Annotated in this window: 23 protein-coding genes; 12 read left to right on the top strand and 11 right to left on the bottom strand. The window is 40.1% G+C overall.

Annotated elements, in window-relative coordinates; translation table 11 throughout:
* Positions 1-219: 219 nt before the first annotated feature.
* The 7 genes from ESV85_RS19790 to ESV85_RS19760 form a co-directional block, all read right to left on the bottom strand.
* Positions 220-684: a helix-hairpin-helix domain-containing protein gene (locus tag ESV85_RS19790; RefSeq protein ID WP_146920699.1), complete on the bottom strand. Its 465-nt coding sequence runs from the start codon at positions 682-684 to the stop codon at positions 220-222.
* A gap of 502 nt (positions 685-1186) precedes the next feature.
* On the bottom strand, positions 1187-1837 hold the full coding sequence (locus ESV85_RS19785; protein WP_146920697.1) for a hypothetical protein: 651 nt from the start codon (positions 1835-1837) through the stop codon (positions 1187-1189).
* Entirely contained in the window at positions 1830-2735 is a 906-nt protein-coding gene (locus tag ESV85_RS19780) for a hypothetical protein (protein ID WP_146920695.1), read from the bottom strand. The genes ESV85_RS19785 and ESV85_RS19780 overlap by 8 nt, the downstream gene beginning before the upstream one ends.
* Before the next feature lie 152 nt (positions 2736-2887).
* A complete protein-coding gene (locus ESV85_RS19775; RefSeq protein WP_146920693.1) occupies positions 2888-4216 on the bottom strand; it encodes a hypothetical protein in 1329 nt (442 codons plus the stop codon).
* 328 nt (positions 4217-4544) lie between these two features.
* Positions 4545-5708 carry an FG-GAP-like repeat-containing protein gene (locus ESV85_RS19770; RefSeq protein ID WP_146920691.1) on the bottom strand — a complete coding sequence of 388 codons (1164 nt, stop codon included), beginning with the start codon at positions 5706-5708 and terminating at the stop codon, positions 4545-4547.
* A gap of 395 nt (positions 5709-6103) precedes the next feature.
* On the bottom strand, positions 6104-6973 hold the full coding sequence (locus tag ESV85_RS19765) for an SDR family oxidoreductase (RefSeq protein WP_146920689.1): 870 nt from the start codon (positions 6971-6973) through the stop codon (positions 6104-6106).
* Positions 6974-6984: 11 nt separating this feature from the next.
* Positions 6985-7164 (bottom strand): hypothetical protein, encoded by a 180-nt coding sequence (locus ESV85_RS19760; RefSeq protein ID WP_191322069.1) that lies wholly within the window; start codon positions 7162-7164, stop codon positions 6985-6987.
* A 635-nt stretch (positions 7165-7799) separates the two neighbouring features.
* Between ESV85_RS19760 and ESV85_RS19755 the strand changes: the two genes are divergently transcribed.
* The 5 genes from ESV85_RS19755 to ESV85_RS22795 all read left to right on the top strand — a co-directional run bounded on the left by ESV85_RS19755 (position 7800) and on the right by ESV85_RS22795 (position 13418).
* Positions 7800-10163: an ABC transporter permease gene (locus ESV85_RS19755; RefSeq protein ID WP_146920685.1), complete on the top strand. Its 2364-nt coding sequence runs from the start codon at positions 7800-7802 to the stop codon at positions 10161-10163.
* Positions 10164-10363: 200 nt separating this feature from the next.
* Complete coding sequence (locus tag ESV85_RS19750) at positions 10364-11011, top strand: hypothetical protein (RefSeq protein WP_317130808.1); 648 nt, start codon at positions 10364-10366, stop codon at positions 11009-11011.
* 407 nt (positions 11012-11418) lie between these two features.
* Positions 11419-11976, top strand: coding sequence for a transposase (locus tag ESV85_RS19745; RefSeq protein WP_223276058.1), 558 nt, complete (start codon positions 11419-11421; stop codon positions 11974-11976).
* A 774-nt stretch (positions 11977-12750) separates the two neighbouring features.
* Positions 12751-13266, top strand: a complete 516-nt coding sequence (locus ESV85_RS19740; protein ID WP_146920683.1) for an ABC transporter permease — start codon at positions 12751-12753, stop codon at positions 13264-13266.
* Positions 13263-13418, top strand: coding sequence for a four helix bundle protein (locus ESV85_RS22795; protein ID WP_146920682.1), 156 nt, complete (start codon positions 13263-13265; stop codon positions 13416-13418). The genes ESV85_RS19740 and ESV85_RS22795 overlap by 4 nt, the downstream gene beginning before the upstream one ends.
* Positions 13419-13582: 164 nt before the next feature.
* Here ESV85_RS22795 and ESV85_RS19730 read toward each other — a convergent pair whose 3' ends face one another.
* Entirely contained in the window at positions 13583-13969 is a 387-nt protein-coding gene (locus ESV85_RS19730) for a response regulator (protein WP_146920680.1), read from the bottom strand.
* 21 nt (positions 13970-13990) lie between these two features.
* On the bottom strand, positions 13991-18622 hold the full coding sequence (locus ESV85_RS19725) for a chemotaxis protein CheB (RefSeq protein ID WP_146920678.1): 4632 nt from the start codon (positions 18620-18622) through the stop codon (positions 13991-13993).
* Positions 18623-19145: 523 nt separating this feature from the next.
* Between ESV85_RS19725 and ESV85_RS19720 the strand changes: the two genes are divergently transcribed.
* The 3 genes from ESV85_RS19720 to ESV85_RS19710 all read left to right on the top strand — a co-directional run bounded on the left by ESV85_RS19720 (position 19146) and on the right by ESV85_RS19710 (position 21385).
* On the top strand, positions 19146-19556 hold the full coding sequence (locus ESV85_RS19720) for a hypothetical protein (RefSeq protein WP_191322068.1): 411 nt from the start codon (positions 19146-19148) through the stop codon (positions 19554-19556).
* Positions 19557-19637: 81 nt separating this feature from the next.
* Positions 19638-20006 (top strand): DUF2116 family Zn-ribbon domain-containing protein, encoded by a 369-nt coding sequence (locus ESV85_RS19715; protein ID WP_146920675.1) that lies wholly within the window; start codon positions 19638-19640, stop codon positions 20004-20006.
* A 53-nt stretch (positions 20007-20059) separates the two neighbouring features.
* Positions 20060-21385 carry a DEAD/DEAH box helicase gene (locus ESV85_RS19710; protein ID WP_223276057.1) on the top strand — a complete coding sequence of 442 codons (1326 nt, stop codon included), beginning with the start codon at positions 20060-20062 and terminating at the stop codon, positions 21383-21385.
* A 188-nt stretch (positions 21386-21573) separates the two neighbouring features.
* Here ESV85_RS19710 and ESV85_RS19705 read toward each other — a convergent pair whose 3' ends face one another.
* Positions 21574-21972, bottom strand: a complete 399-nt coding sequence (locus ESV85_RS19705) for an endonuclease domain-containing protein (protein WP_146920673.1) — start codon at positions 21970-21972, stop codon at positions 21574-21576.
* A 509-nt stretch (positions 21973-22481) separates the two neighbouring features.
* Here ESV85_RS19705 and ESV85_RS19695 point away from each other — a divergent pair.
* Complete coding sequence (locus tag ESV85_RS19695) at positions 22482-22724, top strand: GNAT family N-acetyltransferase (RefSeq protein WP_223276056.1); 243 nt, start codon at positions 22482-22484, stop codon at positions 22722-22724.
* 136 nt (positions 22725-22860) lie between these two features.
* On the opposite strand, the gene ESV85_RS19690 is transcribed toward ESV85_RS19695, so the two are convergent.
* Entirely contained in the window at positions 22861-23121 is a 261-nt protein-coding gene (locus tag ESV85_RS19690; protein ID WP_146920671.1) for a hypothetical protein, read from the bottom strand.
* A gap of 25 nt (positions 23122-23146) precedes the next feature.
* Here ESV85_RS19690 and ESV85_RS19685 point away from each other — a divergent pair, with 25 nt between their 5' ends.
* The 3 genes from ESV85_RS19685 (at position 23147) to ESV85_RS19675 (ending at position 26456) form a co-directional block, all read left to right on the top strand.
* On the top strand, positions 23147-23554 hold the full coding sequence (locus tag ESV85_RS19685; protein WP_146920670.1) for a GNAT family N-acetyltransferase: 408 nt from the start codon (positions 23147-23149) through the stop codon (positions 23552-23554).
* 48 nt (positions 23555-23602) lie between these two features.
* Positions 23603-24880 (top strand): metal-dependent hydrolase family protein, encoded by a 1278-nt coding sequence (locus ESV85_RS19680; protein ID WP_146920668.1) that lies wholly within the window; start codon positions 23603-23605, stop codon positions 24878-24880.
* 67 nt (positions 24881-24947) lie between these two features.
* Entirely contained in the window at positions 24948-26456 is a 1509-nt protein-coding gene (locus ESV85_RS19675; protein ID WP_146920666.1) for a S10 family peptidase, read from the top strand.
* Positions 26457-26459 lie beyond the last annotated feature (3 nt).

The following is a 26459-nucleotide window of genomic DNA, read 5'->3' as shown; positions in this document are numbered from 1 at the left end:
TAGTTTTTACTGGACTGCTGAGAAAAGGTTCAGAAAACTTCGAGAAGGTTTTTAAGCTATTACAAATAGCTAAGGATATTAGGGGGTTATTTACCAATTATAAATTGGTTAGAATAGGAAGGTGTAGTTAAAAACTACACCCAGTCCAAGGCAATGATATGATTACGCTCAGTGGGGGACCTGCTTACCGGCAATGCATACATAGCACTCGCTTGTAGATCAGCTTTCCGTCCAATTCAGTTTTGGTCTGTCCAATGGATAGCCATGTTTACTTCTATACTTTTTTCTTTCGGACGTGAAATCCCACCAACTTTTAGCGTAATCCCGATTTACGGCAAAGTCAGCTGCTAGTCTAAATTGATCTTCCACGCACGGATCGGTTCTGAACCCTTTCTTTTTTTCATAGTCATTCGTTAATTCAGCCCCGTTTTTCCTTTTAAGGTCTTCGATGCTATAATATCCCAAGAATACCAAATCTTTGGCGAATTGGATTCCTACAGATGGGATCTGCTGAAAATCAGCTAAGGCATGGATTTCTTTTGCTCTGGATTCAGATACACCGAGTAGCAATTCCAATTCATCCGAAGCATAATTTAAGATTTCGGATTTCTTTACTTTATGGGCTCGCATGCTTTTTCGCTCGCTATCGCTTAGTTCCAATTGTATGTTTCTGCTGCTTTTCATTCGCTTTGAATGCTCTTGATACTTTCGGACAATTATACTAATCAAAAGTCAATTATGTTGTTATCTGGTATAGTTTGTATAGTGTGAATAGCAAAGAGTTAATAAAAGGACGTCTGGTAAAAAGGCTAAATAAGAGTCTTGATCAACCTTTGAAGTTTTTAAAAGCTCGAAGGATTTTTACCCATTACAAATGAGTTAGAATATCAGGGTGGAATTACAAATCCCACCCAGTCCCAAGGATGATCTGACTACGCCGAGAGGGGGATTACAAATCCCACCCAGTTCCAATCAATGATTTGACTACGCTCAGTGGGGGTAATGATATTAGGGTGGAATTACAAATCCCACCCAGTCCAATGCAATGATTTGACTACGCTCAGTGGGGAACCTCGAAGGTTTTTAACCCATTACAAATGGGTTGTGATATATGGGTGGAATTACAAATCCCAACCAGTTCCAATCAATGATTTGACTACCCCGAGCGGGGGGAATTCCCCCTGACCTACTCGACTAGGTACTTTATTTGATTTTCCAGTTCTCTTAATTGAAGCTCATCCACTAGATTACTTGAATATTCGTATTTGCTCAAACCATCAATTGGACCAAATACTAACGGGGAAGGATTACCAGGATCCTCAGTAAATACTAAGGAAATAGAAAAGTTAGCAATGGAGTCACCTCTGTGTACTTCTGATTTTCCTATCGTGTACAATTCTCCTTCATTGATGATGTGTGTTTCTAATTCTTCCAATTTATAATACTCATCATTTTTAGACAGAATCCTCCTTTCATTGTTTTGATAAGAGCCGATGTAAGTTGAGTGAGTATACGGCTCTGCTAATGAAGCTTTGTATAATGTATTTGATACCGAACCAACAACAATGAAACTAGTAATACTATAGAAATGATTGTGAATATCCATTAATGGCTTTTGAATATTTTCTTTATCGTACCATATATGAATTCTAATTGTCTCATTATTGGAGAATTGGTGTAATCGACAGAATAAAAACCCTAATGGGTGTACTCGAAGTTTATCTCTTAAGTAACCCTGTGCACTTTGATATAAAAGTAGAGATACGTGTTCTTTTATACTTTTAATGTCGTTGTTTTTAAAATCAATCCTTAATTCGTTGTAAAAACTTTCATCCATAGGGATTAATATTATCGTTCAATATTTTAGCTATTTTTTCATAGTCAGGATTAATAACATGAAATTGAAAATGCATACAAATCTCCTCAATATCTTTTGCTTTAATAGATCCAAAGATTACATTTTCAATATAACCATTCATATCTAGTTGGTCACATTGTTTTGATTGATGAAAAACTTCTTCCTTGTATGTTTTATAGAGATATGTGTTATTAGGCATAAGTAATGCTAAATCTTTCTTGTCCTCTTTTGTAACAATACAATTACTTTGACTAAGATCTATCCGCATTGTTGAAAAAGTACTTTTAAGAAAGAGGTTTATTTCTAAGAGAGGGTTCAAAGATTTATGAATGTAGGCAGAACATATTGTGGCTATAATTTCATTTTGAACATAATTTGTTGTCCAAATAGTGTTTTTCGCTGATTTTAGAGAGTTTCTATAATTGGCATATTTATTACAAAGATTTTTGTCTTTTGGGTTCATAAGAAGAATTTTGAAGTTTCTACTTTCATTTAGGTCTTTCGAAATCTTAGTTATTTCTGGTATAGTTACCGCCCTAGTATACCGCCCTGTCCCTCCTGAAAAGAACCAAAAATTAGTATCAAGTCTTGCTCTAACAAAAAGTTCTTTCAAACGATTAGGTTCTATTATTTCTAATTTGGTAACTTCTTCTGGAACTTCAATTTTAAATAAGAACCAAGCTATAAAAATAGATACAATTAATGAAGTGGATATCTTGTCTAAAATGGAGATAAAGTAGACCAATCCTTCACTTTTATTTGAAAAGAAATGATATGGGATAACATAAATTCTAACTATAAATATCACAAATAGAATTAGTGAAACTGTTATAAGGAAACTACGTCTTCTTGATTTATGTTGAAGGATTGCTTTCATTTAATTTATTAAAGTAAACATCTTTAAAAAATAAGCAGATTTGGGGTTACGATGTCGAATTTTTTCGCCGTTAATGATCGTTCCACTAAAATATGTATTTAATGTTTACACTGCAACATAAAATTGATATTATCCATTTTTTGCAGATGTTATTATTTCTCCGAAATCTCTAATAGAAACTTTAAAGTTGATTCTGCTTTAGTCCGCATTGCAATCAATTGCTTGTCGGAAAATGATGGGCTTTTAGAATGTGAGCCTTCTTGAAACAGATTAATAAACTCAATCATAGAATTTACATCAGCATTAACATACTTTTCGAAATTTTTTGTCCTAATATCACGACAAATGTATAAAATTCGAGCCTTTCTTGTGGGTCTACCATCATGGTAATGTTCTGGGTTTTTTGTCCAATCTTTTACTTTGTCTGTTGCTGCCAAGGAATGAAGGACATGTGTCAACAGTTCTCTAATTGAAATTGAAAAGTGCCTAACTCTATCTGGATTCTTTGATTTCAGAGCTTCCTTGGCGCCCATCCACATTTTATATAGTTCTTTGTCCAGTTTATTTAAATAGTAGGATAGACCAATTTCATTTTCATAAATTATATCCGTCTTTATTTCTTCTTCTTTGATATCTTCTATTTCTGTAATGGATATTGATTCAAGCAAATTAGAAGTGTTAAATAGTTGAGTTGGAATTCCTCTCAGTAGAGTTGGGTTTAGATCAAGTATTGTTGTTGGTGTATTCTCAAAACCTTTAAAAATATCTTTATAACTATCAGTTAGAAGATTTAAGCTTGAAGAAAGTTTCAACTGAAGATCTTTTGACATTCCAATGACTAAACCGATATCTCCTAATGCCGAGATACTTGTTAATGATTTTTCTGCAAAAAGATTCAGCTCAGTTACTTTGCCCAAAGTTGCCTGAAGTGAAAATTGATTTATAAGCCCATCATTAACTGTAATTAACTCGTGCAACTTGTTTATCCCAGAATTAAAATTATAGGTTGTTCCTGCGAGCAATGGAGAAGCCAGACTTCCTTTAACTAAATTATCATAATTATTACTTATCAACACATTTTTGGATTCATAGTCACTTAACCATGATTTTCCCTCCTTTAAGTTATTTGACAATCCAATAAATGTCGCTGTTTCTGTCAACTTCGAAATTGATAGTGATGAAGTCATTAGTGGTTCTATAAAAGCAGAAGTAATCCCCAACGATTTAATAGGACTCGTGAATTTATTTATATGGTCGAACTCAGAAGTGATTTTGGCCATGGTATCTGTTAGGTAGTCCATAGTCAATGAGGATCCAAGTAAATTGACATTTGAAGCAAATAACTCAGTGGTTCGATTGAACGAACTAATATTTTGTAAGGGACCATTAAACGCTTTGTAAATATCACTAATTGGGTCTGAAAGTTTTCCCAACGCAGAAATACTTATTGGTTCATTCAAATTTTCATCCTCTGTTTCCATAGTATTCTCTTTGTAAATTATTATTGCTACCAAATTGATTAAAGCTATAGCTTTTGTTGTCTTACTTTTCAGAGTTGTACAAGTACATGTACCTTTTTGACTTTTACCCCTCAAAAAATTCCAGTTCTTCCTCTCTTAAAAGCTCCTGAAAATACATTAGTAATTTTAGTTATGCAAGTGAATTAGGTGAAGAGGAAAAGAATAGTTTGAATCCTTAAGAATCAAACCTCCAATCAGATGTACAACCTCTGAAGTCTGAAAGGAGATTGCTTCTCCCGATTCTCGGGATCGTCTGCCTACCGGAAGGCAGGCAATGACCTACACCACCTTACTCCCTTCGATTCCAGTAAATCTTCAAGTTGTTGGTAGATCGGCCGGCCGCAATCAGATCGAGTTTTCCATCCCCGTTAAGATCAGCAGCAGTTAGACTTTCGGTTGCCATGCCGTTTTGATCGATCCAGTGGGCTTTGAATTCTGTATAGTTCTCGTTTACAGGTTCGTAAAGTTTGATTCCTTTATCTCCAGCTTCATTTGGTGTCCGCCATCCAGCCACGATTTGTACAGTGCCGTTTCCCAAGAAATCCCCCGTCACAATCCCATGACCTTCCTTCAGGCTTTTATCCAAGACGATCCGCTGTGGCTGGGAAGATTCCTGGGTTGCTGTGAATGCTGTCACTTGATTGCCATGCATGGGCTCCACTCCAGCCAGTAGCATTCCTCGGCCGGGAATTTCTGCAAGAGCCAATTCACCATAAGATTCATGTCCGGGAGGTGACTCACGTGTAGGTCCGGCAAACCAGTTGTTATCCTGAAATGAAAAGCTTTTTACACCTTCTTTTCCCCCTATAAAAATCGTCTCGCCTTCGCCCACGCCTAGGTCTTTGGAAATCATATTATGCGTCAGATGCATGGATTCATCGATGAGGTTCGTTTTCCAAGGATCTTTTGGGTCTGCAGGTTTCTCATAGCCAATTACCTTCACTCCGGCTCCTTCACCCGCTTTATTTCCCCGACCGTGAAGTGGAAGCACGATGAGTTGATAGGTATCGCTCCCTGTTTTCACCCAATACATGCGATGCACCGTTGGCTCGTGCGGAAGTTGCACCGCTGTCCAAAGTTGAGTAGGGTCGGCTGGTCGGATGAGGTAATGCACCGAACCGGATTGAGTTTCATCGCTGGTTTCTCCCGGGTTCCACTGCGCACCTACTGCTATCTCCACCTTTCCATCTCCATCGATATCCCGCGCTGCTATGCAGACATTATCGCGCTCGGTCAAGTTTTCTGCCAATACAAAGCGCTTCCAATCCCCGTTTCGGTACCACACAAATTGTTTTTTATCTGCCAATATCAAATCCGGCTTTCCGTCTCCATCCACATCACCTACGACCACGCCATAGCCTATAGAGACATTGGAGTCTATGAGTTGGGATTCAAAGTTTGGGCTGTCCAGGGAAAATAAAAGTGCGAGCCATGGTAAAATCAGCAGGGTCATAGTTCAAAAATTTTGGTGTATTCTAAAGTTAGAAAAATTGAGCGGAATTTTACTCGCCAGGAAACGTCATCCGATAGCTATCGGATGCTTTACCGCGGTCCACCTCGGTCTGTGTCTCTTCACCTCGGTCTGTGTCCCACAGACCGAAACGAAATATTCTGGAAGATTAATGGTCTGTGGGACACAGATCAGGGAGAATAATGGTGGTCTGTGGGACACAGACCACGGTGGGAGACACAAATCAGGGAGAATAATAGTGGTCTGTGGGACACAGACCACGGTGAATTATAGTTGTCTGCGAGACACCGACCATGGTGTGGAATTTACAATGACAGTGCTCAGGCTGACAACTTCCCGACTTCCAACTTCCTACCTCCTACCTCCAACTCCTAACTTTACTCCCGTGGCCCATCCCAATCGCTTATTTCAAAGGCCTGAAGTAATCCTTGGCGAATAGGTTCGGTGACCTCGTTGACTGCCTGAAGTCCAAAATTCAAACCTACCATGGTGCGCAAAGGGCGGGAGCCATTCGGCATGTTGATCAGGTTTTCAAATGCTTCTACAATTATGATTGGGTCTGTGGGTGCATTAGGATCTGCAAAAGCCGCCATGGTACTGCTGGCAAACCCTTCACCAAATTTGCCGACATGCTCGTAGGCTGAGGCTATTTCTGCATCCTCGGAATTAACAAGTGTTGAAAAGAATTGTGTTTCAAATGGTCCTGGCTGTACAATCACCACATCTATTCCCAGAGGTGACAATTCGTAGCGCATGGATTCGCTGAGGCCTTCTACACCCCATTTGCTGGCATGGTACACTCCAAAACCCGGCACAGCACAACGACCTGCAATAGAACTGAGCTGAATAATCAAACCGCTTTTTTGAGCGCGCATTTTGGGTAAAACTGCTTTTACCATTCTGATATTGCCTACGATATTCAGGTCCAGCTGATCCAATACCTGCTGGGATGTAAATGCCTCAATAGGACCGCCATAGCCTCGACCGGCATTGTTGATGAGCACATCTACTTTGTCGATTTGTGCCACAGCATCGTTGACACTTTTATCTGAGGTGACGTCGATCTCTAACACATCAATTTTCACCTGATTGTCTTTTGCAAATGCGCGAAGTTCATCTGCATGTGCTTTGTTACTGCTTTCGATATTGCGCATAGTGGCATATACATGATGCCCTTTTTGTGCAAAAACTTTGGCTGCCAAAAAGCCGAATCCGGTGCTGCAGCCTGTTATAAGAATGTTTTTCATGTTTCTAAAATTTAATAGTTATTTGGATAAGTGTACTTCAAGTTCAATTTTCCCATCAATTCTGGAAAGGCTAATTCCTTCACTCCCAACCAGGAACCGCTCTGAAATTGCTTGGTATAAATACTGTTTCTGTAAATGGAAACTTCTAAAAGTGTGGGCATGTCGGTGGTGAAAACATTTTCGACGTTCATCCCTTTAAAGGAAGCCCAAAAGAAAAGGAGTAATATCGGGACAGATTGGTCACCTGATTTCAAAGGATTTTTAATGGCTGTGTTTATGATTTTTTTAAAAGGGAAAAGGTGAAAAAGTAGGCGTAAAAAGCTCATGTTATCTAAACATTGGAGTTTGGTTGTTAAAAAAATAGAAATTAAAAGTAAAACCGGTCTTTAAACCTGATTTTAAATGTATCTGATTGGAAAATATTTGTCTTGTACAAATGCGACATTTTAGGAATTATTCAATTTTAATTGAATTTTACCGGCTTAGTGGATGATGAATTCAGCTTCCTGGCCAGTTCTTCGACTTTTTCTCTATTCTCAAAGAGTACATCAGGTTTTGTGATCCTTCAATCCTGATAAGATCCTTCAATTTCATGGATGTATTAAGATTCAGAGTTTTAGAAAATTCGCCCGAAAGCGACCAAAAACCATCAAAGTCGGACAAGGAGTTTTTAGTGAAAAAGCCTTCTGGAAGTCATACGGGGCTGTTTTTCTCTGCTGGCATTCTCTATGCAACTGTTTGGTATCGGCATGCATCTCTAGTAATAGAACTAGCAAGAGATTTTTGAGATCAAGATAACCAACAGGCATACTTAGTACACAACTACATGTTAAAGAACTATTTTAAAATCGCATTGAGAGGTTTTGCAAAGCATAAACTGACTTTCTTCATCAATCTATTTGGCCTCTCACTGGGGCTTTGGGCAGCAATACTAATTGGACTTTGGGTGACTTCTGAGATGAATGTCAATAAGGAATTGCCGGATGCGGAACGAGTGTATCAAATGATGGAGCATCAGTCCTATGGATCGGATATTTTTACTACTACTTCTACGCCCGGTGTGCTGGCTGAAAGCATGAAAGAAACCTTAGCGGATGTGGAATATGCCGCCACCTACACTTGGATGCAGAATTTGCTATTTATCCAACAGGACAAGCGTATCAAATTGGAAGGCTTGCATGCCATGCCTGATTTCCTGAAAATATATTCCTATGGTGTGGTAGAGGGTGACCTCAATTCCATGCTTACTGAAAATAATCAGGTGGTCTTGACTGAAAGTGGGGCCATTTCACTTTTTGGTAGAACGGATGTGGTAGGTGAGGATGTAGAGATAAAAGGTGGGACCGATTCCAAAAACTATATTGTTCAGGGTGTGGTCAAGGACTTCCCTACTAGTTCAGCTATGCAATTTGACTTTGTGCTTCCTTATTCTGTCTTTTTCGAAGAAAACGACTGGCTGGAAGAATGGGGCAATAATGGCCCAAGAACAGTCATTCGGTTGAGAGAAGGAGTAGACGGAGATAAGTTTTCTGCTAGTATTGAGAATTATATCAAGGATAGAAATGAAGAATCCAATGTTCGCTTGTTTGCTTATCCTTATGGAGATTACTACCTCCATGGGAGCTGGAAAGATGGTCAACTAGTAGAAGGTAGGATCAAAAATGTGAAGCTTTTTGCCATGATCGGGCTCTTTGTTCTGATCATTGCCTGCATTAATTTTATGAATCTCAGCACTGCCAAATCCCAAAAGCGTGCAAAGGAAGTGGGCGTGAGGAAAGTGGCAGGTGCCGATAAGAGTTCTTTGGTCATGCAGTTTATGAGTGAGTCTCTATTGATTACTTTTTTTGCGGGGATCATTGCGGTGGTTTTGGTTCAGGCTACTTTACCCATATTCAACAACCTGACAGGAAAATTGATGTCTGTGCCTTATGGGACAGGATTTTTCTGGCTGCAGCTCATTTCTGTCATTCTTTTCACAGGGATTGTAGCGGGAAGCTATCCTGCATTTTACCTTTCAGCTACCAAAGTTGTTTCCGTATTCAGGTCATTTACCAAAGCCGGTAAAGGGGTGGTGATGGCTAGAAAAGGACTGGTATTATTCCAGTTTATATTAGCGACTATCCTGATTGTTTCCACCTTGGTGGTATATCAGCAAATCAGTTTTGCGATGAATCAAGATTTGGGCTATTCCAAAGACCAATTGATTCAGATTCCTTTGGAAGGAAAGCTTTTAGAGAGTTTTGATGTATTCAAGGCCGAATTGGAAAAGAATGAAAATATTGAATCCGTCAGCCGATCTTCCTTTGGTTTTCTGGGGAGAAACTCAAATACGGGAGGAGTTTCCTGGGAAGGAAAAGATCCTGAAAATGCAGCACTTTTTGAAATCATCCGGGTGGATTATGATTTTATAGAAACTTCCGGATTGGTATTGGTAAACGGGAGAGCATTTGATAGGGCAAATGGAGCGGATTCAGTCTCTGGAGCAATTCTTAACCAAACGGCTTATGATTTGATGCAAAAAGACCATGAAGGAAGCGAGTTTTTTAGAATGGGGGAAGATGAAAGAGGCATCACAGGTGTCGTAAAAGATTTTCATTTTGAAAGCTTTAGACAAAACGTAGCACCAGCTATTTTGCTATTGGATCCTGTAAATACCTGGCAAGGATATGTGAAAGTCAATACAGCAAATATTCAGGAAACGATTGCTTATCTGGAATCTGTGGCTGGCAACCTTAATCCTGAATTCCCTTTTGAGTACAGTTTTATGGATGAGAATTATGCACGTCTCTATCAGGAAGATGTGAGATTGAGAGACTTGGCGCAATACTTCAGTATTTTGACCATTATCATTTCCTGCTTGGGTCTATTGGGGCTTTCTGCACATATTGCCGAGCAAAAGACCAAGGAAATTGGAATCAGAAAAGTATTGGGAGCTTCCACTTTATCTATTCTTCAGGTGATCAATAAGGAGTTTATCCTCATCGTATTTCTGTCGATAGTCATTGGCTCTGGATTGGCATTCTGGGTGATGCAGGACTGGCTGAATGGCTACCAATACAAGATTAGTTTTGAGTGGTGGTTTATACCGCTTGCTGCTGCCACGATTATGGGAGTAGCGCTGCTGACTGTGACCATCCAATCCCTAAAAGCAGCGAATTCCAATCCGGTGAAGGCGATTAAAAGCGAGTAGGGGATTTATGATTTGAGATATGTGATTTCGGATTTATGAACGTCATTGGTAATGACGGAGGAGTGAAGCAATCTAGTTATAAGAAGTACTGACCTTTACTGGATTGCCGCGTCGGCCTAAGGGTCTCCCAACCTTCGGCACGCAAGCTCGCATCAGGTAGCTATCGGATGACGTAGTTACATAATCTCGTTTAGCATGGATTGAGCCATAAAGGAAGTTTCAAATGGAATGATCCACTGCAACTTTACCTTAGTCAGATCTGTTTACCTACCATGCATACGCTTGAGCCTTACTTTAACTGGAGAAATCTTTACATCGCTGCAGAAGATCCTCAATCTCCGTTTTTTGAATATCAGAACAGCGAGGTTCATTTTACGGATTCCATCTACAATTTTCTGATTCACCCGCAGTGGGATAGCATGGAAAGTGAGACGCTTTTTCTGAAAGTAATCTATGCAGACTATCACCATGGTTTTGCTGTAATCGAATTGATAGGTGAGTGGAATGACCTGCTGAACAATGATATTATGACTTTGAAGCGGAATATCATTGAATTGATGATCGGAGAGGGCATCAACAAATACATTCTGATTTGTGAGAATGTGCTCAACTTCCACGGCGATCTGGAGGCTGATGATTACTACGACGAATGGCAAGATGAATTAGAAGACGGTTGGATTGTTATGCTAAACTTGCGAGATCATGTCTTGTCTGAAATGAGCAGGTTTGGTATAGACCGATATCTGGTCATGGGAGCGAAGCTTGATGATATGAGTTGGCGAACTCGTCACCCCAAGCAGCTTTTTGAAATAATTGATGCATTGGTGATGCGGAGGTTGGGTGGTTAGATTTTTATTCTTCCCTTCTTCCTCGGTCTGTGTCCCACAGACCGAAATAGTTGTGGTCTGTGGGACACAGACCACTGTTAGATTTTTACCAAATACGTTCACCTCTATTTTATCTCCACCTCGGTCTGTGTCACAGACCGAAATGAAATAAATTTAAAGTGGTCTGTGGGACACAGACTACGGGGAAGGACAATTCTAGATCGACTTTGAGCGATTCACCTCGGTCTGTGTCCCACAGACCGAAATAGTTGCGGTCTGTGGGACACAGACCGAGGTGGCGGGACAGACCACGGACGGGACACAGACCACGGAGGACACAGACTACGGATTTTTTTCAATCAATGTCATGGGATTAGGTTAGTTTTAGGATAGGGCGTAGATAATTTATTTTTTTTAACCATAAGACTATGGAACATCAAGACAGCAAATACCGCAACTCCCGGATGGAATTTGATTCCGTATATTTTTGGACAAATACTATTAAGGACTGGAAGTGTGTTTTAGAAAATAATCAGTACAAAGAGATTATTATCTCGTCCTGGCGAGAATTGGTTTCAAGGGGTATGGTGGTAGTCTATGGATTTGTCATCATGCCCAATCACCTTCATGTGATTTGGGAAATGAAGGAGCCAAATGGTAAAGAAATGCCTTATGCTAGTTTCAATAAATACACTAGTCATATGATTATCAATAACTTAAATGCAGTAAGCCCTAATAGATTATCTGAATTTAAAGTTGATGATAACGATCGCTTATTTAGAATTTGGCAGCGAGACCCACTGGCAATTTTAATGGACTCTAAAGAGAAATTGGAACAAAAGCTAACTTATCTCCACAATAACCCGCTACAAGCACATTGGAATCTTGCGGATAGCCCTGAAAACTACAGATGGTCTTCAGCTATGTTTTATGAGAAAGGGGCTGATGATTTTGGCTTTATAACTCATTATATGGATAGGTTTTAATGTGAGTGGGGAGTTATGATAAACGATCTGAGTAGGCGAACCTGTTACCTTCACCTCGGCCTGTGTCTCAAAGACCGAAAGAAATAAACTGAAAAAATAGTGGTCTGTGGGACACAGACCACGGAGGAAGTGAGTTATGATAAACGATCTGAGTAGGCGAATCTGTTACCTTCACCTCGGCCTGTGACTCAAAGACCGAAAGAAATAAACTGAAAAAATAGTGGTCTGTGGGACACAGACCACGGAGGAGAAAGATTTATCGTGAGACACTCGACCTCGGTCTGTGTCACACAGACCGAAACGAAATAAACTTAAAGTGGTCTGTGGGACACAGACCACGGTGGCGGGACACAGACTACGGTGGTGGGACACAGACCACGGTGGCGGGACACCGACCACGGAAACACAGACCACGGTGGCGGGACACAGACTACGGTGGTGGGACACAGACCACGGTGGCGGGACACCGACCACGGAAACACAGACCACGGTGAAAGGTCAGAACGCTGAAAGGCAGACCAAACCAAAACAAGTTACCAAAAACCAGAAAATCAATCTTCGTATTTTTCTATGCCTCAATCATTATCGACCGCAAGCGAACAATATTGTTCGATTGATTTCTTATAAAAAGTGCTTATCCTATCTGATAAATCCGTTCCGAAGGTTTTTGGATGGCATAAAAGTGGAATTGTATATGGAGTCATTGAGCAGTGGAGTGACATGTGAAACCAATTTTCAAATTTTGCAATCTTTCAATTTTTAAATCATCAAAAAATGTGGAAAAACTACCTTAAAATCGGCTGGAGAGTTTTGAGGAAAAACAGACTCTACACTGTTCTCAATGTTTTGGGACTGACCATGGGGATTTCCGGGTTTTTGATGATTATGATTTTCATTCAGGATGAGGTGAACTACGATCACTTCTATCCGGATTCCGAATCGGTTTTTAGGATTACCTCCCACTGGGGAGATTACAGCACGGCGAGTTATGCTACTGCACCACCTTCGCTCGGCCCGAGAATTCAAGCGGATATTTCTGAGGTGGAAGCTGTCACGCGGGTGTTGAAATGGAATGATTTCACGATTCAACCGGGTTCTGGGAATAATAAAGATCAGGTCTTCCGAGAGGAAAATGTCTTCTATGCCGAGCCAAATTTCTTTGCCGTTTTTGATCTCAATTTGCTCGCTGGAAATAAGGAAAAGGCGCTTGCAGATTCTCGTAATGTGGTAATCACGGAGAATATGAGGCTACTAAAAAATTTCCTTCAGGGAAAAATATTCTTTGATTGATCAAAAAAAAACGGTCAAGCCGGTCTGTCTGCGCAAATATTGCTGAGGGTTATCGGAAAAGAAGGTATCCGGCTCATTTCATTTCAAAGCTTTCCGACGCTGAAACGGAAAATACTGAGACACAAGTCTGGATTGAGTTTTCTTTCGCTTGAGGATACATTTCCTAAAACACCTAGTCCTAGTGGGATCAAGAGACTATAGAAATCGGGGAATTAACAGGCTATATGACAGCAAACCCTGAAAAATCCGGTGTACATAAGTTGTAATATCATTCTACTCATCAAACCAAAACTGCCCACTGCTCCCTGAAAACTGCCTACTGCTCCCCAATCGCCTCAAGGATTTGAGCGGTTAATTTTTTAAGGTCTGTTGGTTTATAAAGACAACTTGATGCTCCAAGTTTGTGAAATTCGATGATGCTTTCCCCTGAAAAAGAAGTTGAATACATGATGACAGGAATATGTTTTAGTTTCTCATCGCTTTTCAATTGCTTCAAACATTCACGCCCATCTATTAGTGGCATATTTATATCAAGGAAAATATAATTCGGTAACTGACTCGCTTTCCTCAATAGCTCAAACGCCTCCTGACCACCATTTGCCTCCATACACTCCACAGCATGTGGCATTTTTGCTAATGCATCTTTGAAGAAGTACCTGTCGTCTGCATCATCGTCTATGATCATGATATTTTTCTGTTCCATAATCAGCAGTAATCTTGAAATTTATTCACGCTTTTTAATTGGGAGGATGATATGAAATATAGCGCCTTCATTTTCTTTTACATTTGAAAATATTTCTCCTTGATGGTTTTCAACAATTTTCTTGCACAAAGCTAGCCCAATGCCTGTTCCGTTGTAGGTTTCTTTGTCGTGCAAACGCTGAAAGATAGTGAATATTTTTTTTGCGTATTTTTGTTCAAAGCCGATGCCGTTGTCTTTGAAAATAATTTCTACATAGGGCACAAAAGGATCTAAACTTGAATATTTCTTAATTTCTTTTTCGGGAAGTTTTCGGGAAGTGATGGTAATGATTGGTGGAACATCTTTTTTAGAGAATTTCAATGAATTGCTGATCAGGTTATGAAATAGCTGGCTCATTTGAAATGCGATGGCATTGACCGTTGGGAGTTGTCCAATTTTTATTTTGGCTTTCTTTTCCTGTATGAGTAATTCAAAATCATTCAGAATATGATCCAGGGTGCCATTGAGGTCGGTTGATGCGAATAATTTTTCGTGGTGGAGTAGCCGAGAATAATTGAGCAAGTCTTGAATGAGTGTGGTCATCCGGCTGGAAGCACCTTCAATTTTGTGGAGATAGGATTTTACTTCTTTATTCAGCCCGTTAGTGTATTTATCCTGCAAGAGCAAAGAAAAGGTTAATATTTTACGTAATGGCTCTTGGAGATCATGACTGGCTATGTATGCAAACTGGTCTAGCTGAATGTTAGATTGCTTTAGTTCTTCATTTGATTTTTTGAGTGAAGCTGTTCGCTGTTTGACCTTTATTTCCAATTCTTCTGTAAAACTTTTTTGTTTGGTAATGTCAATACTGATCCCCGAAAGTGTATGTGCTTCACCAAACTCGTCATATTGATACTGTCCTGTTGATTTTATCCAGACCACAGCTCCATCATTTGCACGGTTAATTCGATAATCAACCTCATAAAAACTACGTTTCAGCTTTGATTCTTCTATTTTTCGGAAAGCCAATTCTTTATCCTCTGGCAAAATCACTTTATGCCAGTCTTCGTAGGTTAGTTCTTCAAGAAGATCATCATATCCCCATAATTTTTTATGAATGTTAGACCACTCCAATTTCGATGAAGCGATATCTAAAGACCAAACGCCAACATTACCAGAATCAGTTGCAAGTTTTAAATACTGTGACAATTGTATTTGATCCTTATTGCGTTCTTCAATTTGTTTTTTCCCCAGCACTTGTTCGGTTACCTCTGTGGCAAGTATCGTAATGCCTGTGATACTATTGTCAATTTCAGTATAGGGCTGATATACAAAATTGTAATATTTGATTTCTTCTTTTCCGTTGAGGATAAGATTGACTTTAGCTTCGTATCCGTAATAAGGCACACCTGTGGAATACACCTCTTGCAACAATTCTGGAAACCCTTGGTCTTTTAATTCAGGCAACACTTCAAGGAGCGGCTTTCCAATGATATCATCCTCTTTTCCCCAGGTAGCTAAAAGTGGTTCATTGGCAAAGCTTACTACCATATCCGTTCCTTTCAAAATCCCAACTGCCATAATGGATTGCTCAAGAATATTGCTGAACCGTTTTTCGCTGGCTTCAATTTGTTTGCGTGCATTTACCTGTTCCGTTACATCATAAACAAAAGACAAAATACCTTCTATTTCACCTTTGTCATTTTTAAATAACTGATATGATAAATTAACATAAACTTGTTCGAGTTTTCCATTGCCTTTATCCAAGGTAACGGACATTTCTTTTGCAGTAAATGTTTCGCCCGTGTTATATACATTATCAAGCAGTTCAATAAAGTCCTGCCCTGTAATTTCGGGTAATGCTTCAAGCAGCGGTTTACCTATAAGTTCACGATTGCCGACAAACTCCCTGTAAGCAGGGTTGGCAAATTCAAATACATATTCAGGTCCTTTGAGAATGGCACACATTGCAGGTACTTGCATAAAGAAATCGACCAGCATCTTACGCTCCTTCTCCGAAAGTTTTTTATTTTCTAAAATAATCTCTCGGGCTGCTGCCTGTTCGGTAACATCTTCGATAGCAAGTAGTATTAATTGCTCAGCTGTCTTTTCATTTTTAATCTGCTGTGCATTCATCAGCAGGGTGCGCTCACCGATTCCTGGAAGATTGAGGATGATCTCAAAGTCATCAATACGGTTTTTTTGAGAAAGAACTTTTACGAGTAGTGAGCGAAGTTTAAAATCATCAAACTGATGATGCTGAATTTCATAAAACCATTTATTTTCTGTCTCCTTTTCATCCACATTAAATTTTTTGTAAAAGGCAGTATTAGCGGTTTTTATGCAAAGGTCTTTATCAAGAACAATGAGCGGATGGCGGATAGTACTAACAATGCTGTCAGAATAAAGACGGGCTGCACTGAGTTGTTCCTGCTTTTCAAACAATTCCTGATTGATGATGATTAGTTCTTCGTTGGTTGACTGAAGTTCCTCTTTGGAGGTTTCCAATTCTTCATTTAAACTTTGCATCTCCTCATTACTGCTCTGCAATTCTTCATTGGCGCTTTGCAGTTCTTCATTAGCCGCTTCCATGTCTTCAGTGATGGCCCGCATGTCTTCACGGTTGTGCTCTAATTCTTTTTCTAATTGCTCGTTTCGCTTTACTGCTTCGCCTATTTTTGTTTTGCCTCCTGCAGCTGATTTTTCGTCCTGCGCTGTCGGAACTATCGTTTTCTCAAAACGAATTAAGTAATGCTGTTCAACAGTATCGGTAAGTGGAATAATCTCCATCGCTACCAAAATTTGTTTCTCTTGCCCGTCCCGATGGCTATCAGAATCCTGCATATGGGCATTTATTTTTACAGGAATCTTTTCCGTAGTGATTGTTTTTTGTTCTTTGGAGGCTTTGTGAATGGCGTTTCGTAATTCAAAGGTTAAACCATCTCGTGCCATTAGCAAAAGATTGTGAGTGGGTTTGCCTTGCGGTGCCTGAAGAAACGGTGTGATATCTCCGTGAATGTGCACAATGTCCAGTTGTTCATTCACCACAACGCTAGCAGGTGATTTGGCAATCATTATTGCCTCAGCACTCTTCTTGAAGTCGGTTTGCGTAGCTTCATTTTTGGCCACAGTCTTGGCTTTCGTGGTCAATTTGTCTTTTTTTAATTCAGTGGCAACATGCCTGAACCGGCCCGCAACCCGCTTGCGTGAATAGATTTTTTCTTTCTTTGCCACTTGTGCAAACAAATCGGATGACGCGCCAATGGATTCAGATTTACCAAGAAACAGAAATCCGTTTTCTTTCAGAGCGTAATGAAACGTAGCGAATGCTTTCTGTTGCAAAAACGTATCCATATAGATGAGCACATTACGGCAACTGATTAAATCCATTTTGGCAAATGGAGGGTCTTTTAAAAAATTGTGAGGGGCAATCACGCACATATCACGAATGACTTTGTTCACTTCATAGCCACCATTGTTTTTTGTAAAATAAGTTTCGAGCTGAGATGCAGAAAGCCCTTCCACATCGGCTTTCGTGTAAATTCCTGAACGTGCTTTCTTAATTGCTTTTTCAGAAATATCGGAAGCGAAGATCTGAATTTTTGTTCGGTCCTGATAGCTATCGGAATTCGCTCCCAAGAATTCCTTAAGGCAGATAGCGATTGAATAAATTTCCTCACCTGTGGAGCAACCCGCAATCCAAATACGAATAGGTGCATCAGGATTTTTATTTTTCAGGATGGAAGGAAAAACGGTTTCAGTTAATGCCAGAAAAGATTTTGGGTCTCTGAAAAAAGAAGTTACAGGAATGAGCATGTCCTGAAAAAGGGCATCCTGTTCGTCTTTATCTTTACGCAAAAAATCTAAATAGCTGGTAAGATTTTTCTTTTTTACAATGGCAATCCGCCTCGCGATGCGCCTGCGTAACGTTGGATCTTTATAATGGGTAAAATCAACGCCGCTACGCTGGTGAAGCTGTGAAAGAATTTGTTTGAAAACAGCTTCATCGTCTTTGGCCTCTTGTGTTTCTTTTTTGTGAACAGGACTTATTTTATCTATCCTGCTGATTTGCAAAAGCTGCTCAGGAATTTGTTCGGGCGCTAAAATAAAATCAACCACGCCTGCATTGATGGCACTTTCCGGCATGCCATCATACGCTGCTGATTCCATATCTTGCGCAATGCTAATACCGCCATAGTCCTTGATGGCTTTCAAACCATTTGTTCCATCTTTACCTGTGCCTGACAAGATCACACCTACTGCAAACTCTTTATGCACTTCGGCCAGCGTTTTAAAGAAAATATCAATGGAGAGATTTAGAATTTTTTTATCGCGCGGCGCGAGTTGCAGCACCCCATCGGTTGATGTTAATATTTTGTTGGAAGGTATGATGTAAATATGGTCGGGCGCCAAATGGATGTCTTCGGTAATTTCATGGACAGGAATTTTTGTGACCCGTTGTAAAATCTCCGGTAACATACTTTCGTGAGATGGGTCCAAATGCTGTACCAACACATAGGCCATTCCTGAACTTTCGGGTATTGCCGTGAGCAATCGCATAAAGGCATCAAGCCCTCCTGCACTCGCTCCAATGCCTACAATGGGAAAGTTCTGCACAGTGGCAGGCGGTTGGGTCTTAGTTTTTTTTGCTGTTACCATTGGTACTAAAAACAAACTTTGATAGGCTGTCTATTAAAGATTTCGATAAGGTTGATAGCTGCAGATTTTGCGGATAGCTATAAGGTAGGTGATTTAAGTTGCTCCGACACATTGTCAAGCCTAATTATTGTTTCAATGATATTTTGAAGCGACTTGAATAGATAAGGGAATATTTTTGAGCTTCTCATCCTGCTTTGATTTCTCTCAGCAATCCTAGTCATTAGCTAGAAGCCTGCTTGCTTTCAATCACATAAAACCAGAAAATCAATCTTCGTGTTTTTCTATGCCTCAATCATTATCGACCGCAGGCGAACAATATTGTTCGATTGATTTCTTATAAAAAGTGCTTATCCTATCTGATACATCCGTTCCGAAGGTTTTTGGATGGCATAAAAGTGGAATTGAATATGGAGTCATTGAGCATTGACGATGGGGATTTCCGGGTTGATAATACGGATGATCCTATCAGGTTCAAGCCTCTTATGAAGATAATGGAGCCAATGGCATTCCTGCGATTAAGACTACGAGTCAGCTGAAATTGAGAAATACTACCGTTTCAGCATACAGCGCAGATGGGTTGGAAGGGGCCGCTAGGGCAAATCCGGTGGATGAGCATTATGTGCAATTCACAGCATCTGGATCTTATCTTTTGTTTAGAGATATTGACCTCAATCAGATTAAGAAAATAACGCTTTCCATCATGCCTGGAAATACGGTAGGGAAACTTCAAGTAAGAGCTGGATCTCCAGATGGTAAACTCTTGGCAGAATCAGGAATGCTAACCAAAGATTCCCGACCTGCTTCAGGTGCACAAGAAGGATGGTTTGATGCTTCCTTCACTATTCCTGCAACAGATTACTTTGGGGACTTATACTTCGTGTATGTGACGGATGAGGCTATTACGATCTGGAGTACTTTCAATCTGAATACGCTGAACTTTGAGAAATGAGTAGATAGAAAATTTGATACCGATTAGTTTGATTGATTTTTTTCAAACTAATCGGTTAAATTAGATCAAACTTTTTAGCATATGGCACTAGAGAAAAAATACTGTTTGAATTGTGGGGATGTGATTCAAGGCAGAATCGATAAGAAATTCTGTGATGATCAATGCCGCAATACCTACAATAATCAGCAAAATGCACTGTCGACCAATTATATTCGTAGGGTCAATCACAGCCTGAAAAAGAACAGGAATATCTTGGAAGAAATCATTCCCTCAGGCGAGGAAATGGCGAAAACGACACGGGAAAGACTCCTTCGTGATGGCTTTCAGTTCAAATATTTCACGCATCTCTACGAGACCAAAAAAGGTAATATCTATCATTATTGCTACGACTATGGTTATTTGGCGCTGGAAGGTGATTGGTTTTTGGTGGTGAAAGGAAAGGAAGTTTAGCGTGCCGCAATGATTTTGGCTACTTAGCTCGCAGTAAATTGGTACTTTTGCGCGTGTCAGAAAAACAAACAGAATCTACCGCCCAGTATCTCAAAAGCCTTTCGATTGATAGCCTCAACGAAATGCAGACCGAATTCATCTCCAGAGCTGCCAAAAATCCCCATCTCGTACTCTTATCACCAACGGGCTCAGGTAAAACTGTAGCCTTTCTGATTCCACTTTTAAATTCCCTCAAGGAAAATGTACGGGAAGTGCAGGCACTGATCATTGTGCCTTCCAGAGAATTGGCAATCCAGATCGAGCAGGTTTTCAAAGGCATGAAAACTCCCTTCAGAGTGAGTACAGTTTATGGAGGTCACTCATCCAAATTGGAATCAAATAGCTTGGGCGAATCACCAGCGGTAATCATCGGCACGCCAGGAAGATTGGCTGACCATATAGAAAGAGGTTCTTTTGATCCCAAAACTATCCACACGGTAGTTTTGGATGAATTTGACAAGTCTCTACAAATGGGCTTTCATGAGCAGTTGAAAGTGATTTTTGGAGCGCTTAACGGACAGCAAAGACACTTGCTTACTTCGGCCACTCTGCTGAAAAGAATGCCTGATTTTCTACCATTTATAGATCATCGTACGGTTAATTTTCTGAAGGATGTGGTTGAGTCCAAGTTGGAGCTCAAAGTGGTCCATAGCTCAAGCAAGGAAAAAGGAGAAATGCTGATGCGTTTGGTAGCAGGATTTCAGGACGAGTCTTGCATTGTTTTTTGTAATCATCGGGATGCTGTCGATCGACTGAGTATTTTGCTCAACGACTATAATTATTTTCATTCAGTATTGCACGGCGGTTTGGAGCAGATTGACAGGGAAAAGAACCTGATCAGATTCCGAAGCAAAGTCACCAATTTATTAATCGCGACAGATCTAGCTTCACGCGGTTTGGATATCCCAGAGATCAAGCATATAGTTCATTACCAATTGCCTCCAAAGGAAGATGCTTTTATCCATAGAAATGGAAGGACAGCCAGGATGCATGCTGAAGGGCAGTCTTATATGATCTTGGCAAACGATGAGTCTAGACCGGACTACATAGCTGAGTTTATCGAGGAATTCAAAGTAGGAGAGAAGCTAGTACCACCAGTTCCTCAGGAATGGACCTGTCTCTATGTGAGTGCAGGCAAGAAAGATAAAGTCAGTAAGGGAGATATCGTAGGGATGCTGACCAAGAAAGGTGGATTAACAAGCGCAGAAATCGGGTTGATCACAATCATGGATTTCGCTTCCTATGTAGCCGTGAAAAGTAATTTGGTGCAAAAGCTGATGCCAAAATTGAAAAATGAACGAGTGAAGAAAGTGAAAGTGAAAATCGAGGAAGCGAATTAGTTTTCAGTAGTTCTATATACTTAAATGATTGCATGTAACTATTTGGAGTCAATAGTTGAGGTTCATCTGATGCGACTCCCCCTTTTCAAAGGGGGCACGGGGGATTTTTTACCATTCCTGAGGGAACTACTCATCTTGTTTCCAAAGGGGAAAAAAGGGATTTTTATCAATGTAAGTGTGCGTTTTATTTACTTAAAATAACTTCTAGGAATTCCATTTTTATCTTCCCATTCATCAATGTAAAAGTTCAATTCACTTAGTACAAACTCCATATTTTTCTTCACATCGATGTCCAGAAATCTAAGGAAATTTAAACCATTTTTTTCCAGAATTTGCTGACGAACCTCGTCTTCTAGTATAGCTTGTTCATTAAAGTGTGAGTCACCATCTATTTCAATTATTAGATTTAATTTATTGCTGTATAGATCAACAATGTAATTGCCTAGAGGTTTTTGTCTATTGAAGCCATAACCTCGGAATTGACTCGCTCTTAACTTCTGCCAAAGTAGTATTTCAGAAAGAGTGCTATGGGCTCTAAGTTCTCTGGAGAATTCACGTAATGATTTATTGTATGGCAAAAAATACATACGGTTAATTTAAAAAAATATGGGGTTAAATCCCCCTTACCCCCTTTACAAAGGGGGAGTTGATCCGTGTTCAAAATATATTTGAATCATTTAGGGTGTGATAGAGTGCAGTGAGTTGTTGTCTATAATCAAGTAATTGCATGTAAACACTTGAAGTCAATAGTTGAAGTTCAGCTGACGCGACTCCCCCTTTTCAAAGGAGCAAGGGGGATTTTTTAACTTTCCGAGGGAACGACTATTCTCCTTTACCAAGAAGGAGTTGATCCGTTTTCAAAATACAGGTAGAGTATAAGAGCTCTTTTTTATTTCTTACCTTAATACCTCACTAAGCCACATTAAATCACATGAAAAAACGTGTCACAGGAATAGGGGGAATATTTTTTTAAAGTAGAAGATCCGAGTAAGACTAAGAATTGGTATCAGAAGCATCTGGGGCTAAATACGGATGCGTACGGAGCTACTTTCGAGTGGCGGAATTCCGAGAATTCTAATAAAAAAGGCTTTACACAATGGTCTATGTAATGGCTGGGCCAAAGAAAATGATCATCGAGCATACAGAGGTAGATGAAAGCCGGAAAGGTCAGGGAATCGGAGAGAAGTTGCTGGGTGAACTGGTTGACTACGTGCGAAAGGAAGATATCAAAGTCATTCCATGTGTCCTTTCGCTAAGGCGATGCTTAAGAAAAAAGAAGAATTGCGAGATGTGCTTATTTAGTACTAGCGATTATCCCCATCCGATAGCTATCGGATGATGCCAGTTACCTAAAATTCTTTGCTAGCCAGCCGGACGGAAGACCGATGACCGAAGTGGCCTAAATGCTAATGTTGACCGAAACTTGTAATGCTTTTGTCTCTTTGTTGGTAGAAAAGCGTGTGTATTAGAACTTTCTAAAAAAAGAGTGTCCAGACAAGCCATACCAATGTAAGGATTACCATTATCATGAAGAAGTATCCGCTTCTGGAGAAAGAAGTATACCTGCTGTTTCTAAACTTGATGCTGTCATCTATACTTTTGTGATCAGCTTTATCCATGTTTTTTTCTCGGGAAATCCCATCAGGATTCGACGCTTTGGAACGGATTTTTCCCAAATTTCGATTATCCTTCGAAGACTTGTTTGCTGAAGAAATAAAGCCTGCTCCCCTTGTCATTGTTAACTAATTATATCTCAAAATAATGGTTTCTTATGAAATAGAAAAGAACTTATCCCTTCAGGAGTTTATTTATATCCTAGATGATTCAGGATTGGGGAAAAGACGTCCAATGCATGATCCAGAGCATTTAGAAAAAATGCTTCGCAACTCCAATTTAGTGATCGTAGCACGTGATGGTGAACTGGTTGTCGGTGTACTTAGGGCATTGTCAGATTTTTCCTATCGAACGTTCATTGCTGATTTAGCCGTGATTTCGGCAAGGCAAGGTGAAGGAATAGGTAGAAGTATGCTCAAGTTTGCAAGAAGCTTAGTGCCAGATACCAGATTAGTTCTTTTTGCCGCTGAAAAAGCTATAGGATTTTACGAGAAACTGGGTTTCCACCTGCATGAGTGCTACTATCACCTGAAGGCTGGAGTGGCTTTTTCATGATTTTTCGTTAAACTGCTTCTTATATTAACCAACCGAATTTTTCACTTTATGAAAAAAATTGTACTGAGTGGAATAGCCTTGCTATTTTCCTTGACAGTCTTTGCACAAAAGACTTACATACATGCTGGCAAATTAGTCGATGTCCGAAGCAAAAAAATTCTTAGCGAGCAAACGATCGTAATTGAAGGGCAGAAAATTGTTTCAGTAACTGCTGGCTATCAAAATCCGGGTTCAGGAGATTCGGCTATAGATCTGAAAGGTAGCACAGTGATGCCCGGCTTAATGGATATGCATGTGCATATTGAGGGAGAAACAGGCCCTACACGATATGTGGACGGTTTCCGGGAAAATGAAGCGGATGTGGCTTTCAAGTCGATTCACTTCGCCCAAAAAACGATTATGGCAGGATTTACAACGGTTCGTGATTTGGGAGGGTCTGGAGTCAACATTGCCTTGCGCGACGCAATTAACTCTGGAAAAGTGGTAGGTCCCCGTATCTATACCGCAGGCAAATCAATCGCTCCAACGGGAGGTCATGCTGATCCTACCAATGGTGTAAAGAGAGATTTGATGCGTGATCCAGGGCCGGATGAAGGAGTGATTAACGGGCCATATGAAGCTAGAAAAGCTGTTCGTCAGCAAGTTAAGTTTGGAGCAGATTTGATAAAAGTTACGGCTACTGGAGGAGTACTTTCGGTTGCTAGGGATGGATCAGCACCTCAGTTTGCTCAGGATGAATTAGACGCCGTAGTTCAGACTGCCAAGGATTTTGGAATAATGGTAGCAGCGCATGCTCATGGGGATGAAGGTATGCAGCGTGCAATCAAAGCAGGAGTGACATCTATTGAGCACGGCACAATGATGTCTGATGAAACAATGGATATGATGAAAGAAAACGGTACTTGGCTTGTCCCAACAGTGACAGCGGGTATGTCAGCTGCTGCTTTTGCGGAGATTCCTGGATATTATCCGGCGGTAGTGGCAGAGAAAGCTAAGAGAATAGGTCCTCAGATTCAAGAAACTTTTGGTAAAGCTTATAAAAAAGGAGTAAAAATTGCCTTCGGTACAGATGCGGGAGTATTTCCACATGGTGAAAATTATCGCGAATTTATCTACATGACCGAAGTAGGAATGCCAAATTTAGAAGCCATTCAGACAGCAACATTAACCAATGCTCAGTTTCTGGGAATTGAAGATAAACTTGGATCAATCGAAGCTGGGAAATTGGCTGATATTATTGCGGTCACTGGAGATCCGGAGAAAGATATCAAGGTGATGAAGGATGTCGTATTTGTGATGAAAGAAGGAAAGGTCGTGAAGCAGTAAAATCGAATGGTCTTTAATAAGACAATTCCTACTTTAATCGAACTACTTGTAACCGTAATAAACTATTATGAAAATTAGACTTTTATTTCTTTTTATACTCTTTTCAGGCCTAGCTACAGCTCAGGATAAAACTGAAAAATCAACTGATTCTCTTCAAAAAGCTCAAGTTTTTGAGTCTAAGCAATCAGTTACAATTGATGGTAAAACAATCAATCTAAATGCAAAAGCTGGAACATTTGAATTGAAGGATGAAAATAACAAACCGATTGCACTATTTGGTTTTACTGCCTATTTCAAAGAAAATCCTGAAAAGAATAGACCCATTGTTTTCTCATATAATGGTGGACCGGGAAGTTCTTCTTACTGGCTTCATATGGGGATCATGGGGCCAAAAAGGATTGTGATCGATGATCCTAATTACAATGCAAGTGCTCCATATGAATTGACTAATAATGAATTTTCTATTTTAGATGTAGCTGACGTCGTGATGATGGATCCTGTGGGAACAGGTTTGAGTGTGCCAATAGGAGAGGCTACTGGAAAAGATTTCTGGGGAGTGGATCAGGATATACGTAGCGTAAGCTTATTTATTATGCAGTTTTTGAAAGAGCATAATCGATTAAACTCACCAAAATATATTTTGGGAGAAAGCTATGGTACATTTCGAAATGCAGGAGTGATGAGCTACTTGCTTGACCGTGGTTATGCATTAAACGGAGTGATTATGGTGTCTTCGGTCTTTGATCTGAGAACCTTGTTCTTTGTGCCTACAGAAGATATTTCATACATCGCTTATCTACCAACTATGGCCGCCACTGCTTGGTATCATGACAAAGTGCCAAACAAGACAAGTGATTTACCAGCTTTTGTGCAGCAAGTAAGGGAGTTTACCGAAAATGAATATGCTCCGGCTTTATTTAAAGGAAACAAGCTATCAGAAAGTGCAGAAGGTGCAATTGCTCAAAAACTAGAAGGCTTTACAGGAATCAGTGCAGCAATTTGGAAGAGAGCTGACTTGAAAATGGATGCGGGTGAGTTTTTCCAAGAATTGCTTCGGGATGAGGAAATGACTGTGGGCCGTCTGGACTCCCGATATAAAGGGATTAATATTGATCCCATGTCTATGAGTGCATTCACTGATCCTCAAAGCGATGCTATTTCCCCTGCTTATACCATGGGTTTTTTGGACTACTTCCATGGAGCGCTAGGAGTAAGTAAGGATTTGAATTATTCTACTTCTGCCTATAGTAAGCAAGGATTCAAATGGGATTGGTCGCATAGAGGAAATCAATATTGGGGAACTGATGGTGCTGTGACCACACTTCCCGATATGGCTGATGCGATGAGTAAGGATCCGAATGTGAAGGTGTTAATTATGAATGGATATTATGATCTTGCCACTGTATTCTATGGAGTAGAGCATTCCATAGCGCACCTTGGACTACCTATGTCTGCCAGTGATAGAATCATCATGACCTACTATGAGGCTGGCCACATGATGTATACGGATTTGCCTTCTGCGAAGCTTTTTCGTGAGGATGTGAAAAAATTCATAGAGGATACTTTGAGGAAATAGTAT

The organism is Algoriphagus aquimarinus (assembly GCF_007997215.1).
Taxonomy (GTDB): domain Bacteria; phylum Bacteroidota; class Bacteroidia; order Cytophagales; family Cyclobacteriaceae; genus Algoriphagus; species Algoriphagus aquimarinus_A.
Note: the sequence above shows the minus strand (reverse complement) of the source record. Positions and strands in the feature narration are given on the sequence as shown.